Origin of the sequence: Benzoatithermus flavus, assembly GCF_037908215.1 — a bacterium.
GTDB classification, from domain to species: domain Bacteria; phylum Pseudomonadota; class Alphaproteobacteria; order Geminicoccales; family Geminicoccaceae; genus Benzoatithermus; species Benzoatithermus flavus.
The window spans coordinates 1-18978 of record NZ_JBBLZC010000010.1 but is presented as its reverse complement, the minus strand read 5'-3'; the positions used below and the strand labels follow the sequence as shown (position 1 = coordinate 18978).

17 protein-coding genes and 1 pseudogene are annotated in these 18978 nt (G+C 70.8%); 16 read left to right on the top strand and 2 right to left on the bottom strand.

Going from position 1 to position 18978, the window contains the following annotated elements:
* Positions 1-36 precede the first annotated feature (36 nt).
* Positions 37-546 carry a ferritin-like domain-containing protein gene (locus tag U1T56_RS11415; protein WP_418159600.1) on the top strand — a complete coding sequence of 170 codons (510 nt, stop codon included), beginning with the start codon at positions 37-39 and terminating at the stop codon, positions 544-546.
* Here U1T56_RS11415 and U1T56_RS11410 read toward each other — a convergent pair.
* Both U1T56_RS11410 and U1T56_RS11405 read right to left on the bottom strand, forming a co-directional pair.
* A complete protein-coding gene (locus U1T56_RS11410) occupies positions 504-962 on the bottom strand; it encodes a ribose-phosphate pyrophosphokinase (RefSeq protein ID WP_418159599.1) in 459 nt (152 codons plus the stop codon). The genes U1T56_RS11415 and U1T56_RS11410 overlap by 43 nt on opposite strands.
* Entirely contained in the window at positions 929-1597 is a 669-nt protein-coding gene (locus U1T56_RS11405; RefSeq protein ID WP_418159598.1) for a glutathione S-transferase family protein, read from the bottom strand. The genes U1T56_RS11410 and U1T56_RS11405 overlap by 34 nt, the downstream gene beginning before the upstream one ends.
* A gap of 253 nt (positions 1598-1850) precedes the next feature.
* On the opposite strand from U1T56_RS11405, the gene U1T56_RS11400 reads away from it, so the two are divergent.
* From U1T56_RS11400 to U1T56_RS11330, 15 genes and pseudogenes are all read left to right on the top strand, one after another.
* The gene (locus U1T56_RS11400; RefSeq protein ID WP_418159597.1) at positions 1851-2111 is read left to right on the top strand and encodes a twin-arginine translocation signal domain-containing protein; all 261 of its coding nucleotides are present in this window, start codon (positions 1851-1853) and stop codon (positions 2109-2111) included.
* A gap of 98 nt (positions 2112-2209) precedes the next feature.
* On the top strand, positions 2210-3487 hold the full coding sequence (locus U1T56_RS11395) for a nucleotidyltransferase family protein (protein ID WP_418159596.1): 1278 nt from the start codon (positions 2210-2212) through the stop codon (positions 3485-3487).
* Complete coding sequence (locus tag U1T56_RS11390; protein ID WP_418159740.1) at positions 3385-4548, top strand: PqqD family peptide modification chaperone; 1164 nt, start codon at positions 3385-3387, stop codon at positions 4546-4548. Before U1T56_RS11395 ends, U1T56_RS11390 begins: the two co-directional genes overlap by 103 nt.
* A 306-nt stretch (positions 4549-4854) precedes the next feature.
* The gene (locus U1T56_RS11385; RefSeq protein ID WP_418159595.1) at positions 4855-6486 is read left to right on the top strand and encodes an FAD-dependent oxidoreductase; all 1632 of its coding nucleotides are present in this window, start codon (positions 4855-4857) and stop codon (positions 6484-6486) included.
* Positions 6483-7658 carry an NAD(P)/FAD-dependent oxidoreductase gene (locus U1T56_RS11380; protein ID WP_418159594.1) on the top strand — a complete coding sequence of 392 codons (1176 nt, stop codon included), beginning with the start codon at positions 6483-6485 and terminating at the stop codon, positions 7656-7658. Before U1T56_RS11385 ends, U1T56_RS11380 begins: the two co-directional genes overlap by 4 nt.
* Before the next feature lie 28 nt (positions 7659-7686).
* Positions 7687-8691 carry an ABC transporter ATP-binding protein gene (locus tag U1T56_RS11375; RefSeq protein ID WP_418159739.1) on the top strand — a complete coding sequence of 335 codons (1005 nt, stop codon included), beginning with the start codon at positions 7687-7689 and terminating at the stop codon, positions 8689-8691.
* On the top strand, positions 8684-9640 hold the full coding sequence (locus tag U1T56_RS11370) for an ABC transporter ATP-binding protein (RefSeq protein WP_418159593.1): 957 nt from the start codon (positions 8684-8686) through the stop codon (positions 9638-9640). Before U1T56_RS11375 ends, U1T56_RS11370 begins: the two co-directional genes overlap by 8 nt.
* A gap of 19 nt (positions 9641-9659) precedes the next feature.
* Positions 9660-10613: an ABC transporter permease gene (locus tag U1T56_RS11365; RefSeq protein WP_418159592.1), complete on the top strand. Its 954-nt coding sequence runs from the start codon at positions 9660-9662 to the stop codon at positions 10611-10613.
* Between the two features lie 10 nt (positions 10614-10623).
* A complete protein-coding gene (locus tag U1T56_RS11360; protein WP_418159591.1) occupies positions 10624-11526 on the top strand; it encodes an ABC transporter permease in 903 nt (300 codons plus the stop codon).
* A gap of 40 nt (positions 11527-11566) precedes the next feature.
* Entirely contained in the window at positions 11567-13213 is a 1647-nt protein-coding gene (locus tag U1T56_RS11355) for a peptide ABC transporter substrate-binding protein (RefSeq protein ID WP_418159590.1), read from the top strand.
* Complete coding sequence (locus U1T56_RS11350) at positions 13210-13890, top strand: TetR/AcrR family transcriptional regulator (protein ID WP_418159589.1); 681 nt, start codon at positions 13210-13212, stop codon at positions 13888-13890. The genes U1T56_RS11355 and U1T56_RS11350 overlap by 4 nt, the downstream gene beginning before the upstream one ends.
* 624 nt (positions 13891-14514) lie before the next feature.
* Positions 14515-14853: a P-II family nitrogen regulator gene (locus tag U1T56_RS11345; RefSeq protein ID WP_418159588.1), complete on the top strand. Its 339-nt coding sequence runs from the start codon at positions 14515-14517 to the stop codon at positions 14851-14853.
* A gap of 114 nt (positions 14854-14967) precedes the next feature.
* Complete coding sequence (gene glnA, locus U1T56_RS11340) at positions 14968-16398, top strand: type I glutamate--ammonia ligase (RefSeq protein WP_418159587.1); 1431 nt, start codon at positions 14968-14970, stop codon at positions 16396-16398.
* 615 nt (positions 16399-17013) lie between these two features.
* Positions 17014-17400 carry a hypothetical protein gene (locus U1T56_RS11335; RefSeq protein ID WP_418159586.1) on the top strand — a complete coding sequence of 129 codons (387 nt, stop codon included), beginning with the start codon at positions 17014-17016 and terminating at the stop codon, positions 17398-17400.
* A gap of 992 nt (positions 17401-18392) precedes the next feature.
* Positions 18393-18978, top strand: a pseudogene (locus U1T56_RS11330) (transposase); the annotation flags it as partial.

Genomic DNA, 18978 nt, shown 5'->3' with positions numbered 1-18978 from the left:
TTCTACCGGATCGGCAGACAGACGAGGAATCCCATCATGGCGACCAGCAAGCGCGACACCCTGATCGTGGGCCTGCGCAACGCATACGGGCTCGAGGGCCAGGCTCTCTCGACCATGGAGAACGTGCACAGCCGCCTCGAGCATTATCCCGATCTCAAGGCAGCGATCGGCCAGCACATCGAGGAGACGCGTCGCCAGCAGCAGATGGTCGAGCAGCTCCTCAACCGCTTCGGCGAATCGCCCTCGACGCTGAAAGAGGCGACGATGAAGCTCGCCGCCAACATTCAGGCGATGATGCACAGCGTCGCCGGCGACGAGGTGCTCAAGAACCTGTTCACGCTCTACTCCTTCGAGCATTTCGAGCAGGCCTCCTACCGCTCGCTGATCGCGATGGCCGAGGAATGCGGCGAGACCGAGGTGGTCCAGACCTGCCGCGAGATCCTGCGCCAGGAGGAGGCGGCCGGGCAGAAGCTGGGCGGAATGATCGAATCGATCACCAAGGCCTACCTGCAGCGCGAAGCTTCGGGCACCGAGGCCGGCCGCTGAGCCTCCTCGCTCCAGGAGCGGGTGCTTGGCGCCCGCTCCGGCTCGTCCTCGGGCCATGGCAGCAGCGCCGCCCCTGCCCTCTCCGCCCAGGCGAACGCCCGCTCCTGCCGGGCGCGCAAGAAAGCCTCGGCACCGGGCCCGGTGCTCGGTCCGGTGTAGGCGCCTTCGCGGCGCAGGCTGTCGAAATAACCCTCCCCCGGCAGGGAATCGCTTTTACGGACGACGAGGCAGGCGAGATCGGGCCAGCTCTCGCCGGCCCGCCGCTCCGCTACCCGCCCGAGATCGCGGCACAGGGCCGCGACCGTGATCCGCGTCACCTTCCGCTCGAACAGGCCCAGGAGCTGCCCGTACGTGATGCTGCGCCGCGCCAGCGCTGCCCGGATCAGGACGCGCTCGAGCCGGTCCAGGTCGACCATACGCTCCTGCCCGCGGGAAAGTTCAGGGCCCAGATCCGATCGACGGCAGGGCGCGCGCGCAAACGCCGTGCATGCTCGCCCAGGCCCGGATGCCGCTCGAAGATCGCCGCCCGCGCCGGATGCCAGAGCACCAGCATGAAGAGGTAGATGTCGACGGCGGAGAAACGCTCGCCCAGGACCCAAGGCCCGGCACCCAGCAGCTCGGCCGCCATCGCCACGAGCCGATCCAGCCGCTCGTGCGCCGCCTGCTTCACGGCCGGCGCTCCCGCGGGATCGGCCGTGTAGCGCTCGGGATAGTAGTAGCGCAGGTCGGTCTCGTAGAGGCCGGTCGCGAGCCAGAACAGCCAGCGGTAGGCGACGGCGCGCTCCGTCGTGCCCGGTGCCGGCAGAAGCCCCCGCTCGGGATGCGCGTCGCACAGGTGCAGCACCATCGCGGCCGATTCGGTGATCACCGTGCCGTCGGGCAGGCGAAGGCTCGGCACCTGCTGCATCGGGTTCAGCTTCGTGTAGCCCGGCTCGCGATGACGCCCTTCCCGCGTGTCGACCACGACCCGCTCGTAAGCCTGCCCCAGCTCCTCGAGCACCGCCTGCACCGCGAACGCGCCGGTATCGGCCGACCAGTAGAGCTCGTACATCCCACCTCCCGATGATGGCCGTCTCGTCCCGCCGGCATACACCGCCGTCCGCCGCCGCACGAGAGCCCGATGCCACCACCCGGCGACGATCGGCCCGGCGATACGCCGGTGCTGCGACCCGGCTGTTCCTGCCGTCGGCGAGATACCGGAATGTTCCGGGATCGGTGTCGGAATTGAGCGGCAGTGGCGATTTCGGTCCACTGCCGAACGCCACGGCACATGGTGGCGAACAGCCTGCAGAGGAGAGGATGAAATGAAGCGGCCGAGCGAGGCGCGCCGGAAGTTCCTGAAGCGCGCGGGCACGGCAGCGGCGGCGGCACCCGTCGCGGCGAGCCTGGTCAGCATGGGCAGCAAGTCGGCGCATGCTGCCGGCCACTATGGCGGCCACGGCGGCGACTGGGGCCATGGTGGCGGCCATGGTGGCGGCCACGGGGGCGGCGGGCACGAGGACTGGTTCAAGCGCTGGAACGAGCGCTGGGGCCATCTCGGCGACAAGGGCGGCAAGTGGCGCTGAGCCCCGCTTCCGGCCGTCACCGACAGCGGTAGGAGCGGAGCCGGCGGCTCCGCCCGTCAGCGGGCCGCCGGCTCCGCTTCGCACCAGGGGAACCTTTCATGCGGACGGCGACCTCCAGGATCGCGGCCGGGCTGATCGACGGCTGCGCAGCCCGTGGCGCATGGCACGAGCTGTTTCCGCTGGCGCAGCGGCACAAGCTCGCGGGCGTCGTCGCCCACGCGCTGCGCGCGGGCCGAAGCGACGCGCCGGCGGCGATCGCGGCCGAGGCAGAGCGTGTGCTCGAGCGCGCGCGGCATCAGGCGGCGCGCCTGGTACCGGAACTCGCGGGCGTCGTCGAGGCGCTGCGCGTGGCGGGTGTGCCGGCGCTAGCGGTGAAGGGGCCGGCCCAGAGCGCTCTCCTCTATGGCGACCCCGATCTGCGCTCGAGCCTGGACCTCGACCTCCTGATCGCGAGACGCGACCTGCGATCCGCCGCGGCCTGCCTGGAGCGGCTGGGCTACGCGGCGCGCCCGCGCGCCGACGGGCTCGCGCGCGAGATCCACTTCGTCAACCCGCGGCGGGGCTTCGTCGTCGATCTGCACTGGAACATCGTCGGCGGCGACATCCCCTTTCCGCTCGATTTCGCGACGCTCTGGGCCGAGCGGCAGGCCGTCGCGCTCGGCGGCGGCACCATCGACGTGCCGGGAACGGCCTGGCTCACCGTCCTGTCCGGCCTCTATCTGGTCAAGGAATATCCCTGGGTCGACCTGACCTACCTTGCCGATCTCGAGCAGCTCGCCCGGCGCGTGACCCTGGCCGACCTCGCGTGCGTCGGCGAGATCGCGACCGCGACCGGTACCAGGCGGATCACCGCCCTCGCCTTCACCCTGCTCCGCCGCTACGGCATCGACACGCGAGCGCCGGTGGCGGGCGACGCGGCGGTGGAGCGCCTCGCCGACCGGCTGGAGCGGGCGCTGGCCGACCCGCACCACCGCCGCAAGCGGCTCTACTGGCACCGCCTCGCCACGCTTCTCAGCCATGTTGCCTTCCGCGAGCGGATCGCGGATCGCTTGCGCGTGATCGCAGCGCTTCCGGCCTTCCTGCTCCTGCCCGACATGAACGACGCCGAGCGCGCCGCGGCGGAAGGCCGGTCGCTCTGGGCCGCGCGGCTGCGGCGCCTACCGGAGGTGGCCGCGACCCTGCTCGCCGCCAGGCCCGGTGCGTGGACCGCGTGGCGAACGCCCTCGCCGATCCGCGGGCCAGGCTCGAGCCGGCGCCGGGCCTCGAGCTCTTCCTGCTCGACGATGCCGGGCTCCTGCTCGACCCGACCGGCCAGGAGCTGCTCGCCCTGTCGACGACCGCGACCTTCCTCTGGTGCGCACTCATGGAGGGCATGAGCACGGGCGAGATCGTCGCCGCCTACGCCGAAAGCTTCGCCCGCGACGAGGCGACCGCCGCGGCGGAGCTGGGTGCCGCCCTCCTCGACTGGGCGGGCCGTGGCCTTCTGGCCGCCGGAGCGCCACCGGCAAGGCGCAGCCCGCCGCCCGCACCCCGCCGCGCTTCCGCATCCTCCTCCGGCCCCACGGCGCCGGCCGCGGCACGACGGCGCTACCGCATCCTCGGGATGCTGTTCGAGGTCGGGTTCGCGAGCGAAGCAGAGGCCGACACCGTGGACGAGGTGCTGGGTCATTTCGCGGCCGATGGCAAGGACGTCGCGGCCAGAGCGGTCTGCGCCGGCGAGGCGGCCGGGACGGCGCTCTGGATCGACGGCCGCCGGCACGACGTCGCTCCCGACGTGGCCGGCCTCGCTCCCATGGTGAAGCACGCCCTCGTGGCCGAGGCGGTCAACCGATACGGCTTCGCGCTCTGCGTCCACGGCGCCATGCTCCGTCGCGGCGGCTCGGCGCTCCTGCTGCCGGCCGCACCCGGCAGCGGCAAGACCTGCCTCAGCCTGGCGCTCGCCGCCGCCGGCTTCGCCTGGCATACCGACGAGACCGTGCTGCTCGACGGCGAGCGGCTGCTGGCGCGCGGCGTTCCGGCCTGCCCGTGCGTGAAGCAACCGGCCTGGGAGCTGGTGGCGCCGTTCGCTCCGGACCTGCCGAAGCGGCGGGTCTACCGCCGCGCCGACGGCAAGCTCGTCCGCTATCCTTTGCCGCCGGCCGATCCCGCCGATCCCGCTCTGGTGCGGGCGTGGCCCGTGCGCTGGCTCGTGTTTCCGCGCTACGTCGCCGAAGCCCCGGCCGGCCTCGTCCGGCTCGACCGGGTCGAGGCGCTGCGCCGGCTCCTGGCCGAGACCCCGGCGATGCGGGTCGCGCTCGACACCGACTTCGTTCGGCGTCTGGTGGATTGGATCGGCGGCATCGACTGCTACACCCTCGCGTTCGACGCGTTCGCGCCAGCCGTGGCCGTGCTCGACCGGCTCGCCGAGCCGCGGCTCCGCTCCTCTCTGGCGGCCTGAAGCGGGTTCTCGGCGCCTCGGGAGAGGCCGTGCCGAGACCGCGTCCAAGGAACAAGGAACGCGCATGCTCTTGCACATGGCATGTCGCGATTCCTGTCGTGCCGAGGCTCGGGAGTCATGGTGCTTGCCAAGCTCTTTCCCGTTTGCCTACAGTACAGAACTGTACGCCAAGGGAGGCGATCGAGCCGGGCGGCAGCGATGCCGGAGCAGGCTCCGGACATGGCCGCGTACAGTCGACACGGGGCGGAATGCATGCCGCCCCGATCCGGCCGTCGACCGGGCTGAAGAAATCAGGGGAACCCGGGGATGACGACACGCCCCCCGCAAGATCCGCACTCGGTCGCCGGCAAGCCGTTTCCGGTCGAGCGCCACGTCCAGGTTCTGGTCGTGGGCGCCGGTCCCGCCGGGCTCGCCGCGGCGATGGAGGCGCGCGCCTCCGGCCTGACGACGCTTCTCGTCGACGAACATCCGCTCGATCCCGCCCTGTTCGGGCTCGACGTCCCGTTTCATTTCGGCGGCACGGCCGGTGCCGCCACCCGGAATCACGGGCGGATGCTGGAGCGGGTCGCCGCGAGCATGCCCGAGCTCGAGCGCGCCTTCGAGCTCGGGGTCGAGGTCGAGCTCGGGGTCACGGCCTGGGGCCTGTTCGCGCGGGCACCGGGCACATGCTGGCTGCCGCCGCTCGCGGCCGGTCTCGCCGACCGGGAGCGGAGCTGGCACGTCACCTGCGACCGCGCGATCCTGGCCCTCGGCCGCCGCGACACGGGCCTCGCCTTTCCGGGCTGGGAGCAGCCCGGTGTGGTCGGGGCGGCAGCGCTCCGCTGCCTGCTCGAGCGCTACGACGCGTTCGAGGGCGGACGTCTTCTGGTGCTGGGCTCGGACGTGGACGCGCTGCTGACGGCCCGTCTCGCGCTGGATCGCGGGCTCGAGGTGGCCGGGATCGTCGAGATCGCCCCCGCCCCGGTCGGGCCGGAGTCGCTCGTGGCCGAGCTCGCGGCGGCCGGGGTTCCGATCCTCGCCTGCACCATGGTGAAGGCCGCGACCGCCGACGGTACCGGCCGCGTCGCCAGCGCGGTCCTCACGGCCCTCGGCGCGGACGGCGGGCCCGTCTTCGGCAGCGAGCGCAGCATCGCCTGCGATACGATCGTGCTCGCGACCGGTGCCGTGCCGGTGATCGACCTCATGGGCGCCATGCACCTCGCCTTCCGGTTCGAGGGCTCCGCGGGCGGCTGGGTGCCCGTCGCCGACGAGGCGGGCCGCACCTCGCACCCGGCCGTTCACGCCGTCGGCGACTGCGCCGGGCTGAGCGAGACGAAGTCGCGAGATCCCGGCATAGCACGGGCCGAAGGGCGCATCGCGGCGCGCGCCGTGGCGCGGGCGCTCGGGGCCGCGGCGGGCGAGGACGACGCGGATCTTGCGCGCGTGCGCGCCGCCCGGGCCATGGCCGGCCCCGATCTCGCCGGGCGGCGCCGGGCCTGGCTCGAGGCCTCGCTCGCGGTCTCTGGCGCGGACACGTTCCTTTGCCTGTGCGAGGAGGTGAGCTGCCGCGAGGTCGCCGAGGTGCGGGCACCGCGCTATCTCACCCCCGACCCGGCCAGGGTCGGCGGCCCGGGCGCCCTCGCCCGGCTGAGTCCGGAGCGGGCGGCGGCCGATCCCGATCACGTCAAGCGGCTGACCCGCGCCGGCATGGGCGTGTGCCAGGGCCGGCGCTGCCGCGAGCAGGTCGCAGCCCTGCTCGCCCGCGAGGGCGGCGTCGGCCTCGAGGCGATCCCGCCCGCCATCTATCGCGCGCCCGTACGGCCGCTGCCGCTGGAGGTGCTGGCGCGGCTGCCCGAGAGCCCGGAAGTGGCGGAAGGCTGGGACGTGTGGTTCGGCATCCCGAGCCAGTGGGTTCCACCCTGGGAGCTGACACCGGCCGAGGGAGGAGCCGAACCATGAGCGATCGGAACGGTGCCGGCGTGATCGTGGTCGGCGGCGGCGTCACCGGCCTCAGCGCCGCCTGGTGGCTGGCGCGGCGGGGTGCCGACGTGCTCCTGCTCGAAAAGGGCATCGTCGGCTGGGAGGCGTCGGGACGCAACGGCGGCGGCTGCACCCACCCACAGAGCCCGCTGTTCCTCGAGGAGCAGCGGCTGTGGCCGCAGATGGACGAGCTTCTGGGCTATCCCACGGAGTGGCGGCCCTACCGGATCAGGGTGGCACTGGCGGAGGCCGATTTCGAGCGCTTCGCGCCCTGGATCGAGATGATCCGCCACAACGGCCTCAGGGCCGAGCGGCTCGATCCCAAGCAGGTGCTGGAGCTGTGTCCGCTCGCGAGCGACGCCAATCTCGGCGGCTGGTTTCATGATGGCGGCCACGCCAACCCGCAGCGCACGGCGCAGGCTTATGCCTGGGCGCTCCAGGATCTGGGTGGGCGCATCCTGCAGCACACGATGGTGACGGGCTTCACGACCAGGGGCGGGCGCGTGACCGCGGTCGAGACCAGCCGTGGCAGCTTCGCCTGCGACGAGCTCGTCATCGCCGCCGGGCCGCAGACCGGCGTGCTGACGGCGCTCCTCGGCCAGGAAATCCCGGTCACACCCGCCCGGGCGGAGATGATCGTGACCGAGCCCCTGCCGCTGCTCCGCCACGGCGGCATCGACGGCAACGGGCTCTATGGTCGGCAGACCCTGCGCGGCAACCTCGCCTATGGCGGCGGGCTGCACGAGTGGCTGGACCCGCCGGCCGAGGACATGCGGCTGCCGCCGCGCTCGAGCACGCCGGTGCTGGCGAGCCTCGCCAGGCGCCTCGTGGCGCTGTTCCCGAAGGCGGCCCACGCCAGGGTGATCCGGAGCTGGGCCGGCTTCATCGAGAACACGCCGGACGGCCGCCCGGTGATCGACCGGCTCGGCATCTACGACAACGTCGTCGCCGCCACCATGTCGAGCGTGGGCTTCGGCCTGTCGCCGGCCTCGGGCCGGGCCATCGCCGAGCTCGTCCTCGACCGGACCTGCAGCTTCGCCGACCTCTCGACACTGCGGCTCGCCCGCTTCGGCAATCTCGGCGAGCGCTGGCGCGAGGAGCGGGGCTGGGTGCCACCCGCACCTGCGTCTCTGGCCGGACCGGTGGCCTGAGATGGCGGCGTTCGGGTCCTTGCCGGCGATGCCGGCGGCGAGCCCCCGGCCCGCCACCGCGACCCCACTCCTCGCCGTCGAGGGACTCACGGTCGAGCTGACGCCGGGCGGCGGCCCCGTCCGGGTGCTCGACGGCGTCGACTTCGCGATCCGGCGCGGCGAGACCCTGGGCCTCGTCGGCGAGAGCGGCTGCGGCAAGACCGTGACCTCGCTCGCCGTCATGGGCCTGCTCCCGACCCCGCCGATGCGGGTCACGGGCGGGAGCGTGCGCTTGGGCGAGCAGGATCTCCTCACCCTGTCCGAGCCGGCGATGGAGCAGGTGCGCGGCCGGCGCGTCGCCATGATCTTCCAGGAGCCGATGACCTCGCTCAACCCGGTGCTCCGCGTGGGCACCCAGATCGAGGAGACGCTCCGCCGCCATCTCGGGCTCCGCGGCCGCGCGGCGCAAGCCCGCACGGTGGAGCTCCTGGCACGGGTCGGCATCCCGGAGCCCGCACGGATCGCGCGGGAATACCCGCACCGGCTCTCGGGCGGGATGCGCCAGCGCGTGATGATCGCGATAGCACTCGCGGGCGGGCCCGAGCTTCTGATCGCGGACGAACCCACGACCGCGCTCGACGTCACCATCCAGGCCCAGATCCTGGATCTTCTGCGCGGGTTGCAGGCGGAATTCGGCATGGGCATGCTGTTCATCACCCACGACCTCGCCGTGATCGCCGAGACCGCGCACCGGGTAGCGGTGATGTACGCCGGCCGGATCGTCGAGCAGGCGCCGGTCGACGTGCTGTTCGCGACGCCGCGCCACCCCTACACGCAAGGCCTCCTCGCCTCGATCCCGCAGATCACGCGCGCCCGCACCCCGGTGCTCTCCGAGATCGCCGGCACCGTGCCGGACCTGCTCGCACCCCGGCGCGGCTGCGCCTTCGCCGACCGCTGCCCGCACGTGATGCCACGCTGCCGGGAGCAGATCCCGCCGCCGCTGCCGACGGGCCAGGATGCGTTCGCCGCCTGCTGGAGGGCCGACCATGGCTGAACCGCTCCTGGCCGTGGAAGGCCTCGAGACGCATTTTCGCAGCTCGGCCAGAGGCCCCTTGATCCGCGCGGTCGACGGTGTCGATCTCACGCTCGCGGCGGGCGAGGTCCTGGGCCTCGTCGGCGAGAGCGGCTGCGGCAAGACCACGACCGGCAAGACCGTGTGTCGGCTGATCGAGCCCGCGGCCGGGCGGATCCGGTTCGAGGGGCAGGACATCACCCATCTCGGCCGGCGCGAGATGCTGCCCCTGCGCCGGCGCATCCAGTTCGTGTTCCAGGACCCGTTCGCGAGCCTGAACCCGCGCCTGCGCGTGGGCGCCATCCTGGCGGCACCGTTCGAGATCCACAAGATCGCCAAAGGCACCGAGCTCGAGGACCGGGTCGCAGCCCTCCTGCGCCTCGTCGGCCTCTCGCCCGATGCCGCGCGCCGCTACCCGCACGAGTTCTCGGGCGGCCAGCGCCAGCGGATCGGAATCGCCCGCGCCCTGGCGCTGGAGCCGCGCCTTCTCATCGGCGACGAGCCCGTGGCAGCACTCGACGTCTCGGTCCAGGCCCAGATCATCAACCTGCTCGACCGGCTCCGGCGCGAGCAGGGCCTCACCTACATCCTGATCTCGCACAACCTCGCCGTGGTCAATCACATCTGCGACCGGGTGGCGGTGATGTATCTCGGCCGCATCGTCGAGGAGGGGACACGCGAGAGCATTTTCTTCGACGCCAAGCACCCTTACACACAGGCCCTCCTCGATGCCGCCCCGGAGCCGCGACCGGGTGCGCGGCGCCGGCCGGAGCCGATCGGCGGCGACCCGCCCTCGCCGGCGAAGCCGCCCTCGGGCTGCCACTTCCACCCGCGCTGCCGGCACGCCATGCCCCGCTGCCGGCAGGAGGCGCCGGTCCTGCGCGATCGGGGCGGCGGCCACCGCGTCGCCTGCCATCTCCATCCGGCCTGAGGAGAGGAGGTGCCGACCGATGCTCGCCTTCGTCCTGCGCCGCCTGTTCCACGCCGTGCCGCTCCTGATCGGGGTCTCGGTGATCGGCTTCGCCATCATGCACCTCGCCCCCGGCGGGCCGCTCGCCGTCTACACGCTCAACCCCACCATCACGAGCCGGGACATCGAGCGTATCCGCGTCGTGCTCGGCCTCGACCAGCCTCTGCCGCTCCAGTACCTGAAGTGGGCCACGGGCATGCTCACCGGCAACTGGGGCAACACCTTCTTCGGCGGCCGGCCCGTGTTCGACGTCATCATCGAGCGCGTGCCCGCGACCGTGCTGCTGATGGGCTCGGCACTCGCCGTCTCGCTGCTCCTGGGCCTCCTCGTCGGCATCGTTGGTGCCGTGCGGCGCGGCTCGGTGTTCGACCACCTCGCCACCACGGGCGCTTTGCTCGCCCTGTCGTTCCCGACCTTCTGGTTCGGCCTGATGGCGATCTTCCTCTTCGCCGTGAAGCTGGGCTGGCTGCCCTCGGGCGGCATGTACGAGCTCGGCGAGGAGGGCAACCCGCTCGATCTCTTACGCCACCTCGTCCTGCCGGTGATGGTGCTGGCGCTCGTGCTCACGGCGAGCTGGAGCCGCTACGCCCGCTCGAGCTTCCTCGAGGTGATGAGCCAGGACTACATGCGCACCGCCCGCGCCAAGGGCCTGACCCGACGCGCGCAGCTCCTGCGCCACGCGCTGCCGAATGCGGTCAAGCCCCTGGTGGCGCTCTTGGGCATCGAGCTGCCGACCCTGTTCTCGGGGGCGCTCGTCACCGAGACCATCTTCGGCTGGCCCGGCATGGGCCGCCTGTTCGTCGACGCGCTCACCATGAAGGAGTACCCGATCCTGATGGGGATGCTGATGTTCACGGCGATCGTCGTCATCCTGGCCAACCTCCTGGCCGATCTCGTGATCGCGCTGATCGACCCGCGCGTGCGGATGAGCTGAGGAGCCTGCCATGTCGACCGCCGGGACCATCCGCGCCGAGACCTTGGGCGAGCCGCCCGGAACGAGCGGGCGCCGGCGCTTGTGGCGCCGCTTCGCGAGCCATCCCATGGCGCTTCTGGGGGCCGTGCTGATTGCACTCTTGGGGGCCGCCGCCCTGTTCGCCCCGGTGATCGCTCCGCACGACCCGCTCGCGATCGATACGAGCGCCCGCTTCCTCGCCCCGCTCCAGCACGCCGCCTACCCGCTCGGTACCGACGAGATCGGCCGCGACACGCTGAGCCGGCTGCTCTATGGCGGGCGGATCTCGCTCACGGTCGGCATCGTCGCCATGCTGACCACCGTGCTCACCGGCGCCCTCGTCGGCATCCTCGCCGGCTATCACGGCGGCTGGGTCGACCTCGCGCTGATGCGCTTCGTCGACACCATGCTGTGCTTCCCGCAGGTGTTCCTCCTGCTCGTGGTCGCCGCCTTCGTGCCGCCGACGCTGCTCTCGATCTCGCTCATCATCGGGCTCACCTCCTGGATGGAGGTGGCGCGCATCGTGCGCGCCGAGATCCTGGCCTTGCGCGAGCAGGACTTCGTCGCCGCCGCGCGCGTCCTGGGGGCGAGCGACGCCCGGATCATGGCGCGCGAGCTTCTGCCCAACATCGTCGCCCCCATCGTGGTGGCGGCCACGCTCAAGGTGGCGGCTGCGGTGCTCATGGAGAGCTACATCAGCTTCCTCGGCTACGGCGTCCAGCCGCCGCTCGCGAGCTGGGGCAACATGCTCACCAACGCGCAGGGCTATTTCGACACCGTGCCCTGGCTCGCGATCCTGCCGGGGCTGTGCATCACGCTCACGGTCGTGGGCTTCAACTTCCTGGGCGACGGCCTGCGCGATGCGCTCGACCCGCGCCTCAGGATCGGGCCTTGAGCCCGCGATGACGCACGAGGCGGCAAGAAGGGAGAGAGGGATGACGGGCAACACCAGATGGCGGATGTCGCGGCGCGACGTGATCGTCGGCGCCGGGGCGCTCGGTGCCGGGCTCGGGGCGGGGCCGCTGATCCTGCCGGCGCGCGCCCAGGCCAACCGTGACCGGATCATCGTCGGCATGACGCAGGAGCCGGTGCAGTTCAACCCGCTGCTCTACGTCAACAGCGGCACCGAGAACGTGCCCGAGGCCTGCCTGTTCGACGCGCTCTGGGACGTGAACGAGCAGGGTGCTTTCGTCCCCAATCTCGCCGCCGAGGTGCCGAGTCGCGAGAACGGCGGCATCTCGCCCGACGGCCTGGTCTGGAAGATCCGGCTCAAGCAGGGTGTCAAGTGGAGCGACGGCCAGCCCTTCACCGCCAGGGACGTCGCCTTCACCTACGAGACGATCATGAACCCCAAGGTCGCGATCCGTTCGCGCAGCGGGTTCGACCTGATCAAGAACTTCAAGATCGTCGACGACCAGAACATCGAGATCGAGCTCGCCCGCCCGTTCACGCCGTTCTTGTGGGCTTGGCAGAACATGCACATCGTGCCGGCCCATCTCCTCGAGGGCGAGGCCGACATCAACACCTCGGGCTTCAACAGCCAGCCCGTCGGCACCGGCCCCTTCATCCTGAAGAGCCGCACCGCCGGCAGCCACATGGTCTACGAGCGCAACCCGAACTATCACCGTGGCCCGGCCAAGGTGCGCCAGTTCATCCACAAGTTCGTGCCCGACCAGCTCGTCCTCTACGGGCAGGCCCGCACCGGCGAGGTCGACTATATGGGCCTGCAGGGTGTCCCGAACGACCGCTGGGAGGAGGCGAAGAAGCTCCCGAACCTCAACTTCGTGGCCCTGCCGCTGCCCTGGGTGCAGTTCGTCTACTACAACTGCGGCAAGCCGCAGTTCAGCGACCCCAAGGTCCGAAAGGCGCTCACGATCGCGCTCGAGATGCAGAAATCCCTGGACGACATCTACTTCGGCACCTACAAGCGCACGCTCTCTTATCTCCACACCTCGCACTGGGCCTACAACCATGCGCTCAAGGAGGACACGGCCGACCCCGAGCGGGCGGCCAGGATGCTGGACGAGGCCGGCTGGAAGATCGGCCCAGACGGCATCCGCGAGAAGGACGGCGTGAAGCTGCAGTTCACGATGTCGACCACCGCCGGCAACCAGGCGCGCCAGGGCTGCCAGGCGCTGTTCCAGCAGAACTGGAAGAGGATCGGCGTCGACATGCAGATCAAGAACATGCCGGCTTCCGTGGTCTGGGGTGAGTACACGACCAAGTCGCAGTTCGACACGCTCCTCGTCGCCTGGGAGCCTACGGTCGGCATGGACCCCGACTACACCGCCCGCGCCCATTCCAGGCAGATCCCGATCAAGGACGGTCAGGGCTCGAACTACGTCCAGTACCAGAACGAAGAGGTCGACCGGCTGCTCGAGCAGGGCATCGTCCAGACCGACCGGGAGGAGCGCAAGGCGACCTACGCCCGCATCCAGGAGATCCTGCACGAGGAGGTACCGTTCGCAGCACAGGGCGGCGTGGCGCAGGCCTCGCTCCACAAGAAGGGCCTGACCGGCATCCGGCCGAACCAGTACGTCACCGACGAGACCTGGAACGTGCAGGAGTGGGGCTGGGTGTGAGCCCGAGACGGGCGGGCCAAGATCGCGCGCCGCGGGCGGCGCGCCCGCGCGCGGAGCCCGCTCTCAGCCGCCACGACTGGACGCTCGCTGCCCGCGACGCGTTCGTTCGTGGCGGCGTCCACGCCGTCAAGGTCGACCGGCTCGCCGACAGGCTCGGCGTGACGCGCGGCAGCTTCTACCATCATTTCCGCAACCGGGCCGATCTGCTCGACGCGCTGTTCGAGCTGTGGCGGGCGCAGAACGTGGCGCCGTTCGAGGCGATCGCCCGCGCCGATCACCTCGCAGGCTGGGGTCGGCTCGAGAAGGTGGTCGAGCTGTGGCTCGAAGAGACCCTGTTCGACCCGGCGCTGGAATCGGCCGTGCGGGACTGGGCGCGGGAGGCGCGGCGCGTCGCCGACGCGATCCGCGCCGCGGATGCGGGCCGGATCGAGCTCCTGTGGCAGGCCTACCGCGAGATGGGCTTTCCCGACGACGAGGCCTTCGTCCGGGCACGCGTCACCTACTTTCACCAGGTCGGCTACTACACGCTGGCGATCCGCGAGAGCAAGGCCGAGCGTCGCCGGCTGCTGCCGCTCTACCTCGAGGTCCTGGCCCGGCGCCCCGATGCGGCTGCGAACGAAGGCGGCACCCGTCGGCTCGGCCGCGACGATCCGAGCCCGTGCGCCATCGAGAGTTGATGGAATTCGCGCTTGTGCCGGAATGCAGGGTCCGCCCCAATGTGTCGCCCGTGGTTGTCGGGACGCCGGATCCAGACCTGCGCGGCCAGGGCCGCGGGTTGCCGCTGCGGCTCGTGCATTCTGGCGGCCGGCTGGAGCCCGTGCCGCCTGATGGTGATCGGGCCGTCGTGGCTCCTGGGCCCGTGGGCCGTACGGGCCGTGCCCGGGCACCGATGCGCCAGCAGGCCGTGGGTACGCATCGGCGGCAGGATACGACGACGGGAAGTGCGGATGCCCGCGAGGCGCGGGCGCGTCCGCGCCTCGCGGTGGCCCTCGCCATGAAAACCGCTGCCAGGAGATGATGGTAGGGGCGGCGCCCCGGAACCACCGGGCGGGAAGCATGGCACGGCGCGAGGCTTCCCTCCCGGTGGTCCCATCTGTCGGCGAGACCGTGGGATGACTGCTCATCCAACGGGCATCTTGCCTAAGATTTGGGCAATATCTCTGCCGCAGGAGTGGGCAGAAAAGGGGGGCGTTCCTGCTACGGCTGGGAGACGAGCCTCTGGCACGCTCCCTGCTTCGGCGTCGGGCAAGGTGCCCTGGCTCGGGCGTCGGCCTCAGGCCTGGACTGGAGAACGAGGCGGGATGAAGAAGATCGAAGCTGTCATCAAGCCGTTCAAGCTCGACGAGGTGAAGGAAGCGCTCCAAGAGGTCGGCCTCAAGGGCATGACCGTCACCGAGGTCAAGGGCTTCGGTCGGCAGAAGGGGCACACCGAGCTCTATCGCGGTGCCGAGTACGTGGTCGACTTCCTGCCGAAGGTGAAGATCGAGCTCGTCGTCGACGATGCGGTGGTGGATCGCGCGGTCGAGGCGATCCAGCAGGCCGCCAAGACCGACCGCATCGGCGACGGCAAGATTTTCGTGACCAATGTGGAGGATGCGATCCGCATCCGCACGGGCGAGCGGGGCACGGACGCCCTCTGAGGGCAGCCGGCTCGCGCGACAGCAACGAGGCTGCGGGAAGCGTTGCCGCCAACCCGCGCCCCATGGGCCAGGGCCCCGAACGGGGCTCGGAGTGAACGAAGGGAATCGTACCCTATGACTTTGGGTTGCAAGACGTCCGCGGACGTCATGAAGGCGATCAAGGATCACGGGATCGAGATGATCGACATCCGCATGACCGACATGCCGGGCATGTGGCAGCACATCTCCTATCCCGCGCAGACCTTCAGCCAGGACAGCATCGACGAGGGCCTGGGCTTCGACGGCTCGTCGATCCGCGGCTTCAAGGTGATCAACGAGTCCGACATGCTGCTGGTGCCGGACCCCGCTACCGCCTTCATCGACCCGTTCATGGGCCACAAGACCCTGGTGATGATCGCGGACGTCAAGGACCCGGTCACCAAGGAGTTCTACAGCCGCGACCCGCGCGGTGTCGCCAAGAAGGCCGAGGCCTACCTCAAGAGCACCGGCATCGGCGACACGGCCTATTTCGGTCCCGAGGCCGAGTTCTTCGTGTTCGACAACGTGCAGTACGGCACGGGCCAGCACTACTCCAGCTACTCGGTCGATTCGGCCGAGGGCCACTGGAACACCAACCGCAACGAGGGGCCGAACCTCGGCTACAAGATCCGGCCGAAGGAAGGCTACTTCCCCTGCCCGCCCAACGACACGCTGCACGATCTGCGTGCCGAGATGGCACTGACCATGATCCAGATCGGGCTCACGGTCGAGTGCCAGCACCATGAGGTGGCGACCGCCGGCCAGTGCGAGATCGACATGAAGTTCGACGCGCTGCTCGCGATGGCCGATCATCAGATGAAGTACAAGTACGTCGTCAAGAATGTCGCCCGCAAGTACGGCAAGACGGCGACCTTCATGCCGAAGCCGCTCTACGGCGACAACGGCTCCGGCATGCACTGCCACATGTCGATCTGGAAGGACGGCAAGCCGCTGTTCGCAGATGCCACCGGCTATGCCGGGCTGTCACAGCTCTGCAAGTGGTACATCGGCGGCCTGCTGCGCCACGCCCCCGCGCTCCTGGCTTTCGCGGCGCCCACGACCAACAGCTATCGCCGCCTCGTGCCGGGCTACGAGGCCCCGGTGAACCTGGCCTGGTCGTTGCGCAACCGCTCGGCCGCCTGCCGCATCCCGATGTACAGCGACAGCCCGAAGGCCAAGCGCGTCGAGTTCCGCTGCCCCGACCCGTCCTGCAATCCCTACCTCGCCTTCGCGGCGATGCTGATGGCGGGCTTGGATGGCATCCGCAACAAGATCGACCCTGGTGAGCCGGTCGACAAGAACATCTATGATCTGCCGCCCGAGGAGGCCGCCGAGATCAAGCAGGTGCCGGGCTCGCTCGATGCCGCCCTCGCGGCGCTCGAGGCCGACCACGAGTTCCTGCTCGAGGGCGACGTGTTCACCTCGGACCTGATCCAGACCTATATCGACTACAAGCGCGCATCGGAGGTCGATCCGATCCGGCTGCGGCCGCATCCCTACGAGTTCTTCCTCTACTACGATCTCTGAACCGAGGCGGGCGGGACCCGGCCGCGGAGCTGCCGGCGGGGTTCCGCCCGTTGTCGGACGGTCGGACAGGCTGCCCGACCGCCTCCCGGCATATGGTCCCACACGAGGCCGTTTTCCTTCTCGTACCGACGGCCGTTCTCCGGCGACGCGCTAGATCCGGTTATGGCCTGCCCGAGCTGTGGTCGATGCTGGTGTGCGGGATCGGGCGCAGCTTGCTCGGCACAATTGCGGCCCGGCCCTGGGCCGGGCCGCGTGCAGCTGGAGGGCCGATGAACCCGGCATCGCCTGCCAGACGTCGGACGTCCCGTCGCCGGTGGCGAACTCGGGATCGAGCACGAGCCCGTTCGTGTCACGCCGGCCGGATCGGCTCATCGCCTTCAGCGGATCGTCTGCAACGCTCGCTCCTGGCCGCGGCGGGGCGACCACGCCATCCTTGTCCATCGGGCCTCCGGCGCGATCCCACGGAGTGAGGTCAGCAAAGCCGACAGGGCATGTCCTCCGAGGTGACCGCGTATTCCGACGATTGCGGCCGGGGATTCCGAACGAAGCTGGCCAGGGTGGTTCCGTCGTCGGCTGCTCCATAAGGCTCAGGGGGCGGCGGCCTCGGCAAGCGCGGTGCGCCTGGCGGCGATCCGGCTCTGGCCCACCCCGGGGCGGGTCGACGAGCAGCAGGTTCTGCCGGCGGTCGATCCGGCCGCCTGGCGCAGGGCCGCGAACTCGGGCCGGGTCACCAGCCGCTCGTTCTCGCGCGGTGGTCTCGTGCTCGAGCAGGAGCGCCGGGTGCTTCTCGAAGGCAAGCGCCGCGAGACCGGGCTAGTGGTGCTGCGCGGCGAACGCCTCGGCCATGGCGGTGCGGCCCGGCGCCGGCAGGCGCGCGGGGATGGGCGAGCATCGGATCGCCCTTGCTCGGTGGCCGTAGCCCTGGCTGCGGATGTTGGCGTGTCGCGGGGGCTCGGCGTCGCGCGGCCGCCTCCTCGTGGCAGGCGTCGCGCGGCTTCCTGATCCGCCTCGGCAGGATCGAGCGGCCGTGGTGCACAAGCGAGATCCTGATGGGTGCGGTTTGATGCCGGGCTCGTAACGGCAGGCGGTGGCGCCCCGGCCTCGAGATCGTCGCAGACGATGAGCCTGGGCGCGCCGCCCCGGAAAGCGAGCGGGTTGACGTGCGCGCCGATCCAGCCGGCGAGGCCTTCTGCAGCGCGCCTTGGCGCAGGTGCCGTTGGAGGCGCCCGGCACGGCGACCAAGACATGGGCCCGGCGGATCTCGCCGGCGGCGGGGTCGATCACCGGCATGGTATCGCCGGCGAAGTCGACGAACAGCTTCTCGCCGGCGGCATGGGTCTGCCGCATGGTGGCCGAGATGCCGCGGCGCCATGCGACACGGAAGCAGCAGAACCGGCCGTGGCCGTCGGGATGCTCGGCCCGATACTCCTCCCGGAGCAGCAGCAGCGTCACGCCGCACCGGCGGAGCCCGGTACGGACATGGTTCCGGTCCGGCTGCGGCCGGGTCGGTGCGACCCGCTTGCCGTGCACCCGTTGGGCTCGGATCGCGTTCCGCCACGGACTTCGGCTCGGCAGACAGAGACCGGCAGGCAACAGCCGCGGCCGGCGGCCTCGACCTGCCGATCGTGCCGCCACAGCCTTTCTGTTACCGGATAGACTGGTTGCCTCACCGGACATGCTACCCGCTGCCACGGGGCAGCGCGGGAGCGGCGGATGCGGAGGCGACTCGGCATGGCAACGCGGCGGGAGCTGATCGCAGCGCTAAAGGAGCGCTACGCGGGCGCGTCAAGGTGCGAACGGGCCAAGATCCTCGACGAGCTGGTCGCGGTCGCCGCTGCCACTGCAAGCACGCCATTTGCGCCCTCGGCAGCAAGGCCAGCAAGGGCGCTGCCGAACGACGTCGGCCGCCCCCCCCCCGGTACGACGGGCCGTGCGCGAGGCGGTGATCGCGCCGGCGGGCGGGCTTCACCGCCGCGATCCGCCGCAGCGTACCGGTGCGGACCTTCGCCGATTGGCAGGACCCGCCGCCCGGCTACCTCGAGGGCGATCTCGTGGCACGCTGCGGCGAGAGCGCCGAGGGCAGCTTCGTGCAGACCCTGGTCCTCACCGACATCGCGATCGGCTGGACCGAGTGCCTGCCGCTCGTGGCACGCGAGGGAGCGCCGGTGATCGATGTCCCGAAGCGGGCGCGCACGCTGTTCCCGTTCCCGCTCAAGGGGGGCGACTTCGACAACGACACCATGTTCATGAACGAGGCCGTGGTCGGCTGGTGCCGCAAAGTCGGGCTCGAGATCACCCGCTCGCGTGTCTACCGCAAGAACGACCAGACCTGGGTCGAGCAGAAGAACGGCGCCGCGGTGCGCCGGCTGGTCGGCTACGCGCGGTTCGAGGGCCTGGCCGCGACCGCCGAACTGGCCCGGCTCTACGCCGCCGCGCGCTGGCACAGGAACGTGTTCCAGGCCTCGTTCAAGCTCGAGGAGAAGGCCCGGGAAGGTGCACGCGTGCGCGAGCGCTACCACGCCCCGGTCGCGCCGCGGGCGCGGGTGCCGGCGCATCCGGCGGTCGATCCGGCCGCGAAGG